A 13,791-nucleotide genomic window follows, 5' to 3' on the forward strand; every position below is an offset into this window, starting at 1 on the left:
CTGGGCTTCAGTGCCTGTTTCTGTTCGTGTGCCAACCTGGGCTTCTGTTCGTGTGCCAGGGCACTGACTCCCCACTCTCAGCAAATCCTTGGCGAGACTGCCGCTGACTCACGCCGGCGCTCACTCTGGCTGCCCTGCGCATCGACTTCGCTGCACGCGGTTGCGCCGACAGGTGCACGGTTCCGCCGGAATCCCCCTGATCTCAGCAGAACCGTGTACATCTCAGCGGAACCGTGCACACCTACCGAGCACTGTCCGCAGCCAGCGCCGCTCGGCGCTCGATCACTGCCCCCCTGAACCCTGCAAATGAGCGCTGCACACCGACCGCTCCACACGTGCTCGCAACTCCAAGCCCAGAGCAGATCAGCAGTTCCCCGCGCCGTCGCCCCTTCGCACCGAGAGAGGCCGCTTCGCCGCGGCCAGGCAAGGGTCACGCAGCAGTCGAACCGCGCACGACAAGTCGTGGAATCACCAGCCGCTCGCGATGCCCCTCGAACGGCCCGTCGGCGTCGAGCAGCAGACGCACGGTCTCGTGCGAGATCTCCTCATTGCGTGGATCGACCGTGGTGAGCGAGATGCGATCGATGCCCGAGAGCGCCGTGTCGTCATATCCGGTGACCGCGATGTCTTCGGGCACGCGCAGCCCGAGCTGTTCCACTGCGGTGATCACGCCAAGCGCCGCCAGATCGTTCACCGCCACGATCGCGGTGGGACGTTCCCCAGCAGGGCGCAGTGCCCGGTTGGCGATCGCCATGGGGCGTTCATCATCAGGATGCAGGGCCTGAGTTCTGATCGCGGCACCCGTCCCAGCGGCTTTCGTCCCACCAGCTTTCGTCGCAGTTTCCCCCGCCACGCCGTCCGGCGCAGCATTCCTCACCGCAGCATCCGGCGCAGTATCCCTCCCAGCGGCTGTCGTCGCAGCATCCCCCACCACACGGGCTCGCCCGCCGGCATCCCCCGGGGAACGCGTCAGCAGACGACGCGTCGCCTCGATCGCGCGCTCCGTCGTGTAGTCAGAGAGCTCGACCTCGATGTGCTCGGCCAGTCGATGGCGACGCATCGCGCCTTCGTACGCATCACGTCGATTGACGGCTGCGCCGCCGCCGGCACCGCCGACGTGGGCGATGCGTCTGTGCCCGCGCTCGACGAGATGATCGATGATCAGATCGATGCCGATGACGTCGTCGTTGCGCACCACATAGACGTGCTCGAGGTCATCAGCCGTGCCGCTGGCGACGACCGTCGGTATACGTTCCATGAGCGGCTGCACGATGTCGAGCGAGGGCACTGACCCGATGACCACCAAGCTGCTCGGATGCATGTCACGCAGCACGGGGAGCACACGATCGTCGAACTCCCGGTTGCCACCGGCGTCGGTGAACAGCGCGCTCGACACGAGTGTGCGCTGCCCTGCACCGCGCAGCTCGGCGCGAATTCCCTCCAGAATCTCGGCGAAGATCGGGTTCGCGAGGTCGGGCACCATCACTCCGACGAAGTCTCCGTCGCCGGCTGCAAGCGAGCGCGCCATCCAGTTCGGTGAGAAGCCGAGCCGCTGCGCCGCATCGAGCACGAGCTTTCGACGCACATCGCTGACCCGCGGATCGTCATTGAACACCATCGAGACGAGAGACTTCGACACGCCGGCTTCGGCCGCCACGTCTCTGATCGTCGGCCCACTTCTTCGACCTTGCCCCATGATGCCCCCTTTGGTGCCACATTCATCATCGCAGCATTCGCCGCGCGTCGTGGCCCGCTCGGTCTCCTCGGTCTGCCCGCTTTACCCAGCCCGCTCAATCTCCCTGGTCTGCCCACTCTGTCCGGCCGGTCCGCTCGGCGCACTCTGCCTGCTCTGCTTTCTCTGTCCGCTCGGCGCACTCGCGGCGCATCCCCTCACCCACCGAAGGGCAGCCTCGCATCGATCTGCCCGGCATCCCAGGTCTCGCGCAGCCATCCGTGCGCCGGGTCGTCCTGGATGAGCCACTCGCGGTCGCCCGCCCCGGCCATCACGTTCAGGTAGTACGCGTCGTAGCCCGGCGCGGCCGCCACCGGTCCGTGATAGCCGTACGGCACCAAGGCGATGTCGCCGGTGCGCACCATGGCGCTGATCTCGATCGGCCGACGATCTGACGGATACGTCGCGAACAGCGCGAACGGATCGGCTTCGTGGCCCGCCTCCTCCACTCCAGCGTCGACAGCCCGAGCTGAGGCATCGGCGACCCCGCCCAGCCCGCGCTCGACTTCGACCTCGAAGTAGTAGATCTCTTCGAGCGCCGTCTCGACTCCGGGCACGTCGCGGTCGTGTTTGTGCGTCGGGTACGACGACCAGCAGCCGCCGGGCGTGAGCACCTCGCACGCGATGATCGCCCCGGCATGCAGCCGGGCCGGCGTGCCGAAGTTGTGCACCTGTCGACTCATGTTGCCGCTGCCGCGCAGCTCGACCGGCACGCTCTCACGCCGAATCACCTCGACCGGCAGCCGCAGATCGGTGTACGCCTGCGACACCGACACCCGACCGTGCCCCGTGAGTGTGTACTCTGCGTCGATGGGCAGATAGAGCGCATCGGCCGGCCCGTCGAACACCGACGCCCGCCCGCGCAGCTCCACGGCAGCATCCGGCGCCGCGCCGGGCACGCTGTAGCGCACCTCGCACTCACCCGTCAGCGGCAGGATGATCGACTCGCGCCCGCTCGCCCGCTCGCTGACCGGCCCCCGGTCGAGATCGGCGATGCGCAGCGCGGTGTGACGCCAGCCGGGAACGCCGCGGTCGACCACGTCGCCCCAGCCGTCACGAGCGAGTTCGCCGGGTCGATAGGTCCATTTTCGGGTCATGCGGATGCTCCCCTCACGCCCGCGGCGTCAGCCGCCTCGGCAGGTGTCTCGCCGGCAGGATCGCCGTGCACCAGTTCTACGGCACGAGCGACCGCACCCTCGACATCGCCGTCGGGTGGGTAGAGCAGCGAGCGCCCCACGACCAGGCCGCGCACTCCCGGCAGCGCCAACGCGTCGGCCCAGCTTCGGAACGCCCCCTCTGGGTCGGCGCTGGTGTCGCCACCGAGCAGAAGCATCGGCAGCGTTGTCGCCGCCGCTACTGCAGCCATGTCCTCGACCACCGGCACCTTGAGCCAGGTGCTGCGCGAAGACCCGCCGAGCCCAGATGCGATCGCCACCGAGCGCACGACGGCCTCGGTGCTGAGGTCGTTGACGACGCGCGTGCTCTGCCCCTGGGGCACGCGCCGGCTGATGAACGGCTCCAACAGGATCGGCACGTCTGCCTGCGCGAAGGCGCTCACCTCAGCCGCGATCGTCTCAAGGGTGCGCACGGTTCCCGGGTCGTCAAGGTCGATGCGCACGAGTGCCTTGCCCATGTCGAGTCGGTCGCGCAGCACGTCGGCCAGCCGGTGTGCGGTGAGGCGGTCGTCCATTTCGAAGGATGCGCCCGCGAGCCCGCCTCGATTCAGCGACGCGATCGCCACGCGGCCGTCGAGCAGCCCGAGCAGTGCGAGGTCGTCGAGCACGTCGGGAGTGCCGAGCACTCCGTCGACTTCGTCGTTCTCGAGCGCAGCCGCCAGACGCCGCAGCAGGTCGTCTCGGCTCGACATGGCCATGGGATCGTCGCCGATGCCGAGCGCCCCACGTGCCGGGTGATCGGCTGCCACGATGAGCAGGCGGCCGTCATCCTGCAACAGCGGCCGGCGAACGCGATCTGCATGTGACATGTCGATGCGGTGCGGCTCGCAGGCGCGCACCTCGCGAAGCTCGGCGAGCACTGCGGCGAAGTCGTCGTCAGGGATCGTGCTCATGCGCGTACCTCACTGTGTGCGTCGTCTGCATGGTTCGCGGCACCCGCATGACCGGTCGAGTCGAGCATCGCGTCCACTTCGAACTCGGTCGGCATCGCGGTCGAGCATTCGCGGCGCGATGCCACGATCGCTCCGGCGGCGTTCGCGAAGCGCAGAGTCCGTTCGAGCGGCCAGTCATTGAGCAGCCCGTGGATGAGTGCCCCGCCGAACGCGTCGCCGGCACCCAGCCCGTTCACCACGTCGACCGGCGTCGGCGGAACCTCGACGCGTTCGGTCGCAGTGCGCGCGAGCACGCCTTTCGGGCCCTGTTTCACGATCGCGAGTCGCACACCGGTCGCCAGCAGCGCCGCTGCGGCGCGATCGGGATCGGTCTCTCCGACGGCGACTTCGCACTCTTCGCGATTACCGACAGCCACGGTGACCTGCGGCAGGATCTGCGCGATGAGTTCGTGCGCCACGGCCGAGCTGGGCCAGAACTGCGCACGGTAGTCGAGGTCGAGCACGACGGTCGGCTCGTTCCCACCGCCACTGCCTGCCCTTCGCAGGGCCTCGAGATGGGTGTCGAAGCTCGGCTGCTCACTGAGCCCGGTGGCCGTGAGCCAGACCAGACGTGGCCGCTTCAGCGATGTCGACTTCGACGACGCCTCGGGCAGCACCTCGTCGAGCTGTTCGGGCAGCAGGCAGAGGTCGGGGGCCTTGGGCTCTCGGTAGAAGTAGAGCGGAAAGTCGTCGGGCGGAAAGATCTCGCAGAATGTGACCGGGGTCTGATACTCCGCCACCGTGCGCACACCGGTCGAGTCGACGCCCAGGCGCTGGAGCTCGTGCCGCAGGTATCGGCCGAAAGGGTCGTCGCCGACTCCCGAGATCAGCGCTGGGTGGTGCCCGTATCTGGCCGCCGCAACGGTGACGTTCGCTGCCGAGCCGCCGAGGTATTTGCCGAAGCTGGTGACGTCTTCGAGCCCGAGGCCGTTCTGCAGCGGGTAGACGTCGACGCCGAGGCGCCCGAGTGCGACGACGTCGGGAGTCGATGAGGGTGCGCCAGCGGTGCCGGTGTCTGCATCTGTGCCTCTGTGAGGGCTCGTGGGGGGAGCCGAGTCTCCGACCGAACTATTGGACCGTTCCAATTCTGTCTCCTTCAGTGCGCCTTTGCAGTGAATAAGGGGTACTGACGAGACTAGCCCACCGAGACGACCGGCGTCGAACGTGACGGGCGATTCCGTGGAGCGCGAAGGTGCTCAGGAGGTGAGCTGGAGTGACGATCGGCTCGGTACGACGTGCTCTGCGATCTGTCTGCGGCGCTATGCGGCGGCGACGGTGAGCTGCTCGCGCACGACGGCCGCAAGCTTCTCTGCCCAGTCGTGTGCGACACGCTCTGACGTCGCCTCGACCATCACGCGAACGAGCGGCTCAGTGCCGCTGGGCCGCAGCAGCACGCGACCTTCGTCACCCAGCTGAGCTTCGGCATCCGTCACCGCGTCTTTTATCACGGCGTTCGACGACAGTGCGGTCTTGTCGACGCCGCGCACGTTGATCAGGGTCTGCGGATAGACCGTCATCGCCTCGTCGGCGAGAACCGAGAGCGGCTTGCCCGTCTCGGCCATAACCGAGAGCAGCTGCAGGCCGGTCAGCAGGCCGTCGCCTGTGGTGGCGTAGCGGCGAAAGATGACGTGCCCGGACTGCTCGCCGCCGAGACCGAGGTTCGACCGGTTGAGCTCTTCGAGCACGTAGCGGTCTCCCACGGCGGTCTGACGAACCTCGATGCCCGCCTTCTGCATGGCGAGGTGCAGGCCGAGGTTGCTCATCACAGTGCAGACGAGCGTGTTGCCGGGCAGCTGGCGCCGACGGTGCAGCGCAGTGGCGAGGATGGCCATGATCTGATCGCCGTCGATCACACGGCCGTTCTCGTCGATGGCCAGGCAGCGGTCTGCGTCGCCGTCGTGGGCGATGCCGACCTGTGCACGATCTGCGATGACCGCCTCTTGCAGCTTTTCGAGATGCGTCGAACCGACGCCGTCGTTGATGTTGAGCCCATTGGGATCTGCACCGATGAGTCTGACGAGCTTGGCACCGGCGTCGGTGAACGCCTGGGGCGAGACACCGGCTGCTGCTCCGTTCGCGCAGTCGAGCGCCAGACGAATGCCGCCAAGTGAGTTGGGCACAGTGCCGAGCAGGTGCAGCAGGTACCGGTCTTCTGCGTCTGCGAACGTGGAGATGCGTCCCACATCGGCACCGGTCGGAGCGAGCTTCGGCTGGTCGAGTTCGACCTCGATCTTGTCTTCGACCTCGTCAGGCAGTTTGAGACCGCCCTTGGCGAAGAACTTGATGCCGTTGTCTGGCGCGGGGTTGTGCGATGCAGAGATCATCACGCCGAAGTCGGCCTGCAGATCCTGCACGAGGAACGCCGTCGCCGGCGTGGGCAGCACGCCCGCGTCATGCACGTCGACTCCCCCGCTGGCCAGTCCCGCCGCGACCGCAGCGCCGATGAACTCACCGGAGATGCGTGGGTCGCGACCGAGGACGGCCATGGGACGACGACCCGCCGCCCGCGCCTCAGCGCCGAGCACCCGCGCAGCGGCCTGAGCCAGCTGCAGCGAGAGTTCGACGGTGAGGTCGCGGTTGGCGAGTCCTCGCACCCCATCGGTGCCAAAAAGTCGAGGCATGACGTTCCCAGATCGAGCGGTTTAGCGCTTCGAGTACTGAGGAGCCTTACGGGCTTTCTTGAGACCGGCCTTTTTGCGCTCTTTGATTCGGGCGTCACGGCTCAGGAAGCCGGCCTTCTTGAGCTCGGGTCGGTTGTTGTCGGCGTCGATGCCGTTGAGGGCACGGGCGATGGCCAGACGCAGTGCGCCAGCCTGACCCGAGGGGCCGCCGCCGTTGATGGTCGCGGTGATGTCATACGCGCTCTCGAGCCCGAGGAGCGTGAGCGGATCCTTGATCAGCTGCTGGTGCAGCTTGTTCGGGAAGTAGACATCGAGGGTACGGCCGTTGACCGTGATCTCGCCGCTGCCCGGAACCAGGCGCACGCGAGCGATGGCCTCTTTGCGACGGCCGACTGCGGCACCCGGCACGCTGAGGTTGCGCGGTGCGCGCTCTTCAACGGCCTCTGCGCCCTCAGGCGTCGAGGTGCTGTACGAAGTGAGGTTTTCTGTGTTCTCTGCCACGGTGTTCTCCTGTGAAAGTCTCTCGGCGCCGGTCACTGGGCGATCTGGCTGAAGGTGTACGGCACCGGCTTCTGCGCGGCGTGCGGGTGCTCGGCACCCTTGTAGACCTTGAGCTTGCCAAGCTGCTCGCGGCCGATGGTGTTCTTGGGAAGCATGCCGCGAACGGCCTTCTCGATGGCGCGCTCAGGGTTCTCGCGCAGCAGATCGCTGTACTTGACTCCCTTGATGCCGCCCGGGTAGTTCGAGTGCCGCCAGGCGATCTTCTTGTCGGCCTTGCCGTTGCTCAGCACGACCTTCTCGGCGTTGATGATGATGACGTAGTCGCCTGTGTCCAGGTGAGGAACGAAGGTGGGCTTGTTCTTGCCGCGCAGGATGGCGGCAGCGTGGCTGGCCAGTCGGCCGAGCACCACGTCGGTGGCGTCGATGATGACCCAGTTGCGCTTGATTTCGCCGGCTTTCGGCGAGTATGTGCGTGTCACTAGCTTCTCTCTCTCGATTTGAGGTGTTCGTGAATCCCACTCCGATGCGATTCCCGCGCGTCGAATGCTCTTTCTCGCCCCGCAGTCGACATCGGCCACCGCGATGCGTGACCTGTCGAACGAGACGTTTGGAGCATCCTCAGTCGTGTGAATACAGACGGTGGAGGGCTCAAGTCGGGCAGCACAGCTGTTGCACAAGGCTCAGCCGCGCATACCAAAGAGAGAGTCTAGTCGAATGCGCGCAGCCACAGCAACCTGCGTGACGCCAGCGCTCGGGTGCGGCCTTGGCCGCCGTCAGAATCCCGCACGACGCGCCCACGTGGGCACAACCAGCTGTGAATGTCCGAGGATTCCCCTATCATTCTGCGTACCAGTGACACGGCATATGCTCGCGTGGCATTGGTGCCGCTGAGACATTCAAAGGAGAATGCCCCATGTCCACGACGACACCCTCAGGACGGCCGACTGCAGGCGGGCAGCCTGCGGCATCCGCCGGAACACCGCCACCAGAGTGGGATGAGTCGAAGCTCGTCTCAGACCCTGCGCTGCCGCCCACTGCGGTAGACCCCAAGCTTCTCGACAAACCGAAGTGGACCCCGGCCAAGGTCATCACCTGGATTCTCATCGCAGCCGTCGGTGCGATCGGGTGGACGATTCTCGCGGTCAGTCGCGGTGAGACCATCAACGGCATCTGGTTCGTCTTCGCCGGCGTCGCCTCATATCTCATCGCCTACCGGTTCTACAGCAAGTACATCGAGCGCAAGCTGCTGCGTCCGAACGACCGCCGCGCCACACCCGCCGAGTACTCGGCGAACGGCAAAGACTACGTCGCGACCGACCGCCGTGTGCTCTTCGGCCACCATTTCGCCGCGATCGCCGGCGCCGGCCCGCTGGTCGGCCCCGTTCTCGCCGCGCAGATGGGCTACCTGCCCGGCACACTCTGGATCATTCTCGGAGTGATCTTCGCCGGAGCCGTCCAGGACTACGTCGTGCTCTTCATCTCGACACGTCGGAACGGCCGTTCGCTCGGCCAGATGGCTCGCGAAGACCTCGGCCGCATCGGCGGCACGGCGGCCATCATCGCGACTCTGACGATCATGATCATCATCGTCGCGATTCTCGCGCTCGTCGTGGTCAACGCCCTCGGCGAGAGCGCCTGGGGCGTGTTCAGCGTCGGCATGACGATTCCGATCGCCCTGTTCATGGGTGTGTACCTGCGCTACCTGCGCCCGGGCAAGATCATGGAGGTGTCGGTGATCGGCATCGTCCTGCTGCTGGCTGCGATCATCGGCGGAGGCTGGGTCTCGAACACCGATTGGGGCCAGTCGATCTTCCATATGGATCGCATCGCCATCGCCTGGGCAATCATCATCTACGGGTTCGTCGCCGCGGTTCTGCCGGTCTGGCTGCTGCTGACCCCGCGCGACTACCTCTCGACCTTCATGAAGATCGGCGTGATCCTGCTGCTCGCCGTCTCGATCGTGGTGGTGCGCCCCGAGCTGAACGTCCCGGCGTTCAGCGAGTACGCCTCACGCTCTGACGGCCCGGTATTCAGCGGCCCGCTCTTCCCGTTCCTCTTCGTAACCATCGCATGCGGCGCACTCTCCGGGTTCCACGCGCTGATCGCCTCAGGCACCACCCCGAAGATGGTGCACAAAGAGCGGCAGACTCGATTCATCGGCTACGGCGGCATGCTCATGGAGTCGCTCGTCGCTCTGATGGCCTTCGTCGCAGCCCTCTCGATCGACCGCGGCATCTACTTCGCGATGAACTCCTCGGCGGCGGCGACCGGAGGCACGGTCGAGGGCGCAGCCAAGTTCGTCAACTCTCTGGGTCTCAACGGCGTGCACGTCGAAGGCAGCATGCTGCAGCAGGTGGCCAACGACGTGGGCGAGCACTCGATCGTCTCGCGCACCGGCGGTGCTCCGACCCTGGCCGTCGGCATCGCCGAGATCATGCACAACATCACTCCCGGGCTGAAGGCGTTCTGGTACCACTTCGCAATCATGTTCGAGGCGCTGTTCATCCTGACCGCGGTCGACGCCGGCACGCGCGTCGCACGATTCCAGCTGCAGGAGGCCGTCGGCAACTTCTGGCCACGGTTCAAAGACAACAACTGGCGACCGGGAGTGTGGCTGGCAACCGCGATCATGGTCGCCGGCTGGGGCTACATCCTGATCTTGGGTGTGACCGATCCGTTGGGCGGCATCAACACGTTCTTCCCGCTCTTCGGCGTGGCCAACCAGCTGCTCGCCGCGATCGCCCTCGCCGTCGCAACCGCCATCTTCGCAAAGAAGGGCCGCAAGTACTTCAAGTACCTGTGGATCACCGGAATCCCATTGGTCTTCGATCTCGTCGTCACGCTGACCGGTTCGTGGTACAAGATCTTCTCGTCGAACGCCACGATCGGCTATTGGGCCAATCACTTTGCGACACGGGGCAAGCTCACCGAGCTGCGCGAGTCGGGCACGGTCGCCGGCGTCGCCATCGCCGACGAGAAGGTCGCCGCGCAGATCACCAGCTTCGAGGCGACGATCCGCAACACCGCGGTGCAGGGTTCGCTGTCGATTCTCTTCGCCGTGCTGACCGTGATCGTGATCGTCGCGGCGCTGACCAAGATCGTGCAGGCCTGGCGCGGCAACGGGCTGCCGACGACCGAGCCGGCGCCGGTCGCCAGCGAGACCTACGCACCGTCGGGGCTGATCGCGTCACGCGAAGAGAGCGATCTGAATCACGAATGGGAGCAGGTCTCCCCCGAGAAGCTGAAAGTGCACGTGAGCGGATGAGCAGCGCAACGCCACACACGACGAACGCCGTGCTCGCCTGGCTCAACGGCATCCGCCGTCTGCTGCGAGGCATGCTCGGGGCGAACGCGTACAACGACTACGTCGCGCACCGTCAGCGGGTGCACCCGGAGAAGCCGGTGATGAGCGAACGCGAGTTCTGGCGCGAGCAGGCACGCGAGCAGGAGGCCAACCCGGGGGCGCGCTGCTGCTGAGCCACCCGGCCTCTCGACCCCTCAGTCGCTGAACGACTCGGACCCGCCAGGATGCACCCCGTCTCGGCGGGCCCGAGTCTGTTCGGCCCGCACCGCCAGCTCCGCATCAGCGGGGTACCCGACCTCTGCAAGCACCAGCCCATGGCCCGGCACCATCTTGTATTCGGTGCCTCGGCTGCCCCGGTCGCGCAGGCGCACGAGGTCTTCGATCTCGAGATCTCCTGCGCCGACGGCGAGCGTCGCCCCGACGAGACAGCGCACCATATGGTGGCAGAACGCGTCAGCCTGCACCGTCGCGATGAGGATGCCGTTCGGCGTCGCCGCAGACGTCACGGCAGGGGCTCTGGCTGCTTCGCGACGCCACTCGAAACGCTGCAGCTCGCGAATGGTCGTCGCTCCCGCACGCGGACGGCAGTACGCCGCCCAGTCATGCAGCCCGAGCAGAGTCTGCGCCGCACGATTCATACGCTCGACGTCGACGCGCTGCGGCCATGCCAGCACGTGTCGTCGCAGCAGCGGGTCGCGCGTGCCCCAGTCATCACTGACTCGATACTCGTAGCGGCGCCAGATCGGAGAGAATCGAGCGTCGAAGCCAGGTGCAGCCGTGCGTACACTGCGGACGAGCAGGTCGGGCACCCGACCGAGAACGCTGCGCAGGCGAGAGCACAGCACACGTGCCGCGCGCTCCGGCAGCGGTTCGCCCCAGTCGCACGACGCCTCGGCTCCGCGTGCGCTTCGCTTCGCACGGTCGGCGCGCGCAAGCTGTTCGAGCGCACCGGCCGGCACGTCGACGTGCACCACCTGACCGGTCGCATGCACTCCGGAGTCGGTACGTCCCGCGACCACAGTGCGAACGGGCTCGCGCAAGATCAGCGCCAGGGCATCTTCGAGCAAACCCTGCACGGTGCGCCGCCCCGGCTGCGCGGCCCAGCCCCGAAAGTCGGTGCCGTCGTAGGCGAGGTCGATGCGCACCCGGGTGCTGTCGCCTCGGTCGCTCATGGTGCTCCTGTCTTCGTCAGTTCCCTGCTCAGCCATGTCCGGCTGCCTCGTTGCTTCATCCGTCGGCGCTGCCGACACCATGCTGCCACGCCCGCAGACGACGAAAAACCCGCCGAACCGGATCACCGGAACGACGGGCTTCTCAGATCAGTCTGATCGACTACTTGTCGTCAGCCTTCTTGGTCTCATCAGCCTCGATGGCCTCGTCGACCTGCTCGGCGGCCTCGGCGACCTCAGCCTCGGCCTGAGCCTCTGCCTCGATCTGCGACTCTGAGCCCTGCACCTGAGTGTCGGGCTCGACGGCCACGGTCTCTTCTTTGATCTGCTCGTCGACGTCGGCTGCGACCTCGACGGCCTCGTCAGCCGCATGCTTGCCGCCGCGGTTCTTCTTGACGACGGGCTCGAGCACCAGCTCGATACGCGCCAGGGGCGCATTGTCACCCTTGCGGTAGCCGAGCTTGACGATGCGAGTGTAGCCGCCCTCGCGGTCGGCAACCTGCGGCGCGATCTCAGTGAAGAGCTCGTGCACGACAGACTTGTCGCGGATGATCGCGAGCACCTTGCGGCGCGACTTCAGGTCGCCGCGCTTCGCGAACGTCACCAGACGCTCGGCGAACGGACGCAGTCGCTTGGCACGGGTCTCAGTGGTGGTGATGGCCTTGTGCTCGAACAGCTGCATCGACAGGTTCGCCAGCATGAGCCGCTCGTGTGCGGGGCTGCCTCCGAGACGCGGGCCTTTAGCGGGCTTCGGCATGATTGTGGTCTCCTTCTTCGGTCAGAAAGTTATAAGTGTGGTCAGGCCTGCGTGTCGTCTTCGAAGCCCGTGTAAAAGTGGGCGCCGTCGAAGCCGGGCACTGCATCCTTCAGCGAGAGGCCGAGCTCTTCGAGCTTGTCCTTGACCTCGTCGACGGATTTCTGACCGATGTTTCGGATGTTCATCAGCTGCTGCTCGCTCAGAGCCACCAACTCGTTGACGTAGTTGATGTTCTCGCGCTTCAGGCAGTTGTACGAGCGCACTGAGAGATCGAGATCTTCGATCGGCGTCGACAGCTCGGTGGGAGCCACCACGTCTGCCGGCGCTGGACCGATCTCGATGCCCTCTGACTCGGTATTCAGATCGCGGGCCAGGCCGAAGAGCTCGACGAGCGTGCTGCCGGCCGAAGCCACAGCGTCGCGGGGCGAGATCGAGGGTTTGGTCTCGACGTCGATGACCAGCTGGTCGAAGTCGGTGCGCTCACCGGCACGAGTCGCCTCGACGCGGTAGGTGACCTTCATGACCGGAGAGTAGATCGAATCGACCGGGATCTGACCGACCTCGGCGTACTCGCTGCGGTTCTGCTGCGCCGTGACGTAGCCGCGGCCGCGCTCGATGACCAGCTCGATGTCGAGCTTCGCGTTGGCGTTCAGCGTGGCGATCACCAGATCGGGGTTGTAGACCTCGACGCCGGCCGGCACGGTGATGTCGGCAGCTGTGACCTCACCGGCACCCTGTTTGCGCAGGAACGCGGTGATGGGCTCATCATGGTCGCTCGAGACGACGAGCTCCTTGATGTTCAGAATGATGTCTGAGACATCTTCGACCACACCGGGAACCGTGGTGAACTCGTGCAGCACGCCGTCGATGCGGATGCTGGTGACGGCCGCGCCCGGAATCGACGAGAGCAGCGTGCGGCGCATGGAGTTGCCGAGCGTGTAGCCGAACCCCGGCTCCAGTGGCTCGATGACGAACCGCGAACGGTTCTCTGAGACGACTTCTTCAGTGAGTGTGGGTCGCTGTGCAATCAGCACGTGTGTTTCCTTTCGGCGAATCGACCGCCATATGACGACTCGCGTGTTCTGGGAATCCTCCCAGGACCGGTATTTGGGATGATGACCACGAAACCGGCGACGTTAGGGCGAACGCCGCCGGTGACGCGAACGTGCAGCGATTCAGACCCGGCGACGCTTCGGCGGGCGGCACCCGTTGTGCGTCTGCGGAGTGACGTCGTTGATCGACCCGACCTCGAGGCCGGCGGCCTGCAGCGAACGGATCGCGGTCTCGCGACCCGACCCCGGGCCCTTCACGAAGACGTCGACCTTCTTGACGCCGTGATCCTGAGCGCGCTTCGCAGCGTGCTCAGCCGCCTGCTGTGCGGCGAAGGGCGTTGACTTGCGGCTGCCCTTGTAGCCGACCTCACCGGCAGACGCCCAGGCGATGACCGCCCCGGTGGTGTCGGTGATGGTGATGATGGTGTTGTTGAACGTCGACTTGATGTGTGCCTGGCCGACGGCGATGTTCTTGCGGTCTTTGCGGCGTGGCTTACGAGCCACGGCTGACTTCGGTGCTGCCATTGTTGTGCTCTGTCTCCTGAATC

At 66.0% G+C, this 13,791-nt stretch carries 13 protein-coding genes; 2 read left to right on the top strand and 11 right to left on the bottom strand.

Annotated elements, in window-relative coordinates:
• Positions 1–430: 430 nt before the first annotated feature.
• The 7 genes from F8O09_RS04910 to rplM form a co-directional block, all read right to left on the bottom strand.
• Positions 431–1,696 carry a LacI family DNA-binding transcriptional regulator gene (locus F8O09_RS04910; protein WP_158054146.1) on the bottom strand — a complete coding sequence of 422 codons (1,266 nt, stop codon included), beginning with the start codon at positions 1,694–1,696 and terminating at the stop codon, positions 431–433.
• Between the two features lie 194 nt (positions 1,697–1,890).
• Positions 1,891–2,829, bottom strand: a complete 939-nt coding sequence (locus tag F8O09_RS04915; protein WP_158054147.1) for a 5-deoxy-glucuronate isomerase — start codon at positions 2,827–2,829, stop codon at positions 1,891–1,893.
• Positions 2,826–3,800: a deoxyribose-phosphate aldolase gene (locus F8O09_RS04920; protein ID WP_158054148.1), complete on the bottom strand. Its 975-nt coding sequence runs from the start codon at positions 3,798–3,800 to the stop codon at positions 2,826–2,828. The genes F8O09_RS04915 and F8O09_RS04920 overlap by 4 nt, the downstream gene beginning before the upstream one ends.
• Entirely contained in the window at positions 3,797–4,924 is a 1,128-nt protein-coding gene (gene iolC / locus F8O09_RS04925; RefSeq protein ID WP_158054149.1) for a 5-dehydro-2-deoxygluconokinase, read from the bottom strand. The genes F8O09_RS04920 and iolC overlap by 4 nt, the downstream gene beginning before the upstream one ends.
• Before the next feature lie 174 nt (positions 4,925–5,098).
• A complete protein-coding gene (gene glmM / locus F8O09_RS04930; RefSeq protein ID WP_158054150.1) occupies positions 5,099–6,460 on the bottom strand; it encodes a phosphoglucosamine mutase in 1,362 nt (453 codons plus the stop codon).
• A gap of 21 nt (positions 6,461–6,481) precedes the next feature.
• Positions 6,482–6,961, bottom strand: a complete 480-nt coding sequence (gene rpsI / locus F8O09_RS04935) for a 30S ribosomal protein S9 (protein ID WP_158030769.1) — start codon at positions 6,959–6,961, stop codon at positions 6,482–6,484.
• A gap of 32 nt (positions 6,962–6,993) precedes the next feature.
• The gene (gene rplM, locus F8O09_RS04940) at positions 6,994–7,440 is read right to left on the bottom strand and encodes a 50S ribosomal protein L13 (RefSeq protein ID WP_158030768.1); all 447 of its coding nucleotides are present in this window, start codon (positions 7,438–7,440) and stop codon (positions 6,994–6,996) included.
• 434 nt (positions 7,441–7,874) lie between these two features.
• Between rplM and F8O09_RS04945 the strand changes: the two genes are divergently transcribed.
• Together F8O09_RS04945 and F8O09_RS04950 are read left to right on the top strand one after the other, a co-directional pair.
• Positions 7,875–10,226 carry a carbon starvation CstA family protein gene (locus F8O09_RS04945; RefSeq protein ID WP_158054151.1) on the top strand — a complete coding sequence of 784 codons (2,352 nt, stop codon included), beginning with the start codon at positions 7,875–7,877 and terminating at the stop codon, positions 10,224–10,226.
• Complete coding sequence (locus F8O09_RS04950; RefSeq protein WP_158054152.1) at positions 10,223–10,438, top strand: YbdD/YjiX family protein; 216 nt, start codon at positions 10,223–10,225, stop codon at positions 10,436–10,438. The genes F8O09_RS04945 and F8O09_RS04950 overlap by 4 nt, the downstream gene beginning before the upstream one ends.
• Before the next feature lie 21 nt (positions 10,439–10,459).
• Here the strand turns inward: F8O09_RS04950 and F8O09_RS04955 are convergent, their stop codons facing one another.
• From F8O09_RS04955 to rpsK, 4 genes are all read right to left on the bottom strand, one after another.
• Positions 10,460–11,473: a tRNA pseudouridine synthase A gene (locus F8O09_RS04955; protein ID WP_225732877.1), complete on the bottom strand. Its 1,014-nt coding sequence runs from the start codon at positions 11,471–11,473 to the stop codon at positions 10,460–10,462.
• Between the two features lie 124 nt (positions 11,474–11,597).
• Positions 11,598–12,191, bottom strand: a complete 594-nt coding sequence (gene rplQ / locus F8O09_RS04960) for a 50S ribosomal protein L17 (RefSeq protein ID WP_158030765.1) — start codon at positions 12,189–12,191, stop codon at positions 11,598–11,600.
• Between the two features lie 41 nt (positions 12,192–12,232).
• On the bottom strand, positions 12,233–13,225 hold the full coding sequence (locus tag F8O09_RS04965; protein ID WP_158030764.1) for a DNA-directed RNA polymerase subunit alpha: 993 nt from the start codon (positions 13,223–13,225) through the stop codon (positions 12,233–12,235).
• Positions 13,226–13,366: 141 nt separating this feature from the next.
• The gene (rpsK, locus tag F8O09_RS04970; RefSeq protein WP_158030763.1) at positions 13,367–13,768 is read right to left on the bottom strand and encodes a 30S ribosomal protein S11; all 402 of its coding nucleotides are present in this window, start codon (positions 13,766–13,768) and stop codon (positions 13,367–13,369) included.
• Between the last annotated feature and the right edge of the window lie 23 nt (positions 13,769–13,791).

The sequence above is a fragment of the Pseudoclavibacter sp. CFCC 11306 genome (genome assembly GCF_008831235.1).
Lineage (GTDB): Bacteria > Actinomycetota > Actinomycetes > Actinomycetales > Microbacteriaceae > Pseudoclavibacter_A.

Excerpts from the sequence above, each read along its gene's own strand:
- F8O09_RS04955 (WP_225732877.1), bottom strand. The coding sequence starts at position 11,473 with ATGGCTGAGCAGGGAACTGACGAAGACAGGAGCACCATGAGCGACCGA.
- F8O09_RS04950 (WP_158054152.1), top strand. The coding sequence starts at position 10,223 with ATGAGCAGCGCAACGCCACACACGACGAACGCCGTGCTCGCCTGGCTC.
- F8O09_RS04915 (WP_158054147.1), bottom strand. The coding sequence starts at position 2,829 with ATGACCCGAAAATGGACCTATCGACCCGGCGAACTCGCTCGTGACGGC.
- glmM (WP_158054150.1), bottom strand. The coding sequence starts at position 6,460 with ATGCCTCGACTTTTTGGCACCGATGGGGTGCGAGGACTCGCCAACCGC.
- F8O09_RS04920 (WP_158054148.1), bottom strand. The coding sequence starts at position 3,800 with ATGAGCACGATCCCTGACGACGACTTCGCCGCAGTGCTCGCCGAGCTT.
- F8O09_RS04945 (WP_158054151.1), top strand. The coding sequence starts at position 7,875 with ATGTCCACGACGACACCCTCAGGACGGCCGACTGCAGGCGGGCAGCCT.
- F8O09_RS04910 (WP_158054146.1), bottom strand. The coding sequence starts at position 1,696 with ATGGGGCAAGGTCGAAGAAGTGGGCCGACGATCAGAGACGTGGCGGCC.
- rpsK (WP_158030763.1), bottom strand. The coding sequence starts at position 13,768 with ATGGCAGCACCGAAGTCAGCCGTGGCTCGTAAGCCACGCCGCAAAGAC.
- rplQ (WP_158030765.1), bottom strand. The coding sequence starts at position 12,191 with ATGCCGAAGCCCGCTAAAGGCCCGCGTCTCGGAGGCAGCCCCGCACAC.